The organism is Enterococcus sp. HMSC061C05 (genome assembly GCF_001814765.1).
Lineage (GTDB): Bacteria > Bacillota > Bacilli > Lactobacillales > Enterococcaceae > Enterococcus_B > Enterococcus_B lactis.
In genome coordinates this window covers 1-223 of the sequence record NZ_KV817759.1, presented here as the reverse complement: position 1 = coordinate 223, position 223 = coordinate 1, and the positions used below count along the sequence as shown (strand labels likewise).

Here is a 223-nt window from a genome sequence, read left to right as displayed (position 1 = left end):
ATGGAGGATTACCCAAGTCCGGCTGAAGGGAACGGTCTTGAAAACCGTCAGGCGGGTAAAACCGTGCAAGGGTTCGAATCCCTTATCCTCCTTTATCATATTATCGCGGGATGGAGCAGTCTGGTAGCTCGTCGGGCTCATAACCCGAAGGTCGTAGGTTCAAATCCTGCTCCCGCAATTAAAAACTAAAAACACTGGTTCCGTGGTGTAGGGGTTAACATGC

2 tRNA genes are annotated in these 223 nt (G+C 50.2%); both read left to right on the top strand.

What is annotated here, in order from left to right:
- Positions 1 to 2: 2 nt before the first annotated feature.
- A tRNA-Ser gene (locus HMPREF2988_RS12055) sits at positions 3 to 92 on the top strand.
- A 12-nt stretch (positions 93 to 104) separates the two neighbouring features.
- Positions 105 to 178 (top strand) — tRNA-Met (locus HMPREF2988_RS12050).
- Positions 179 to 223 lie beyond the last annotated feature (45 nt).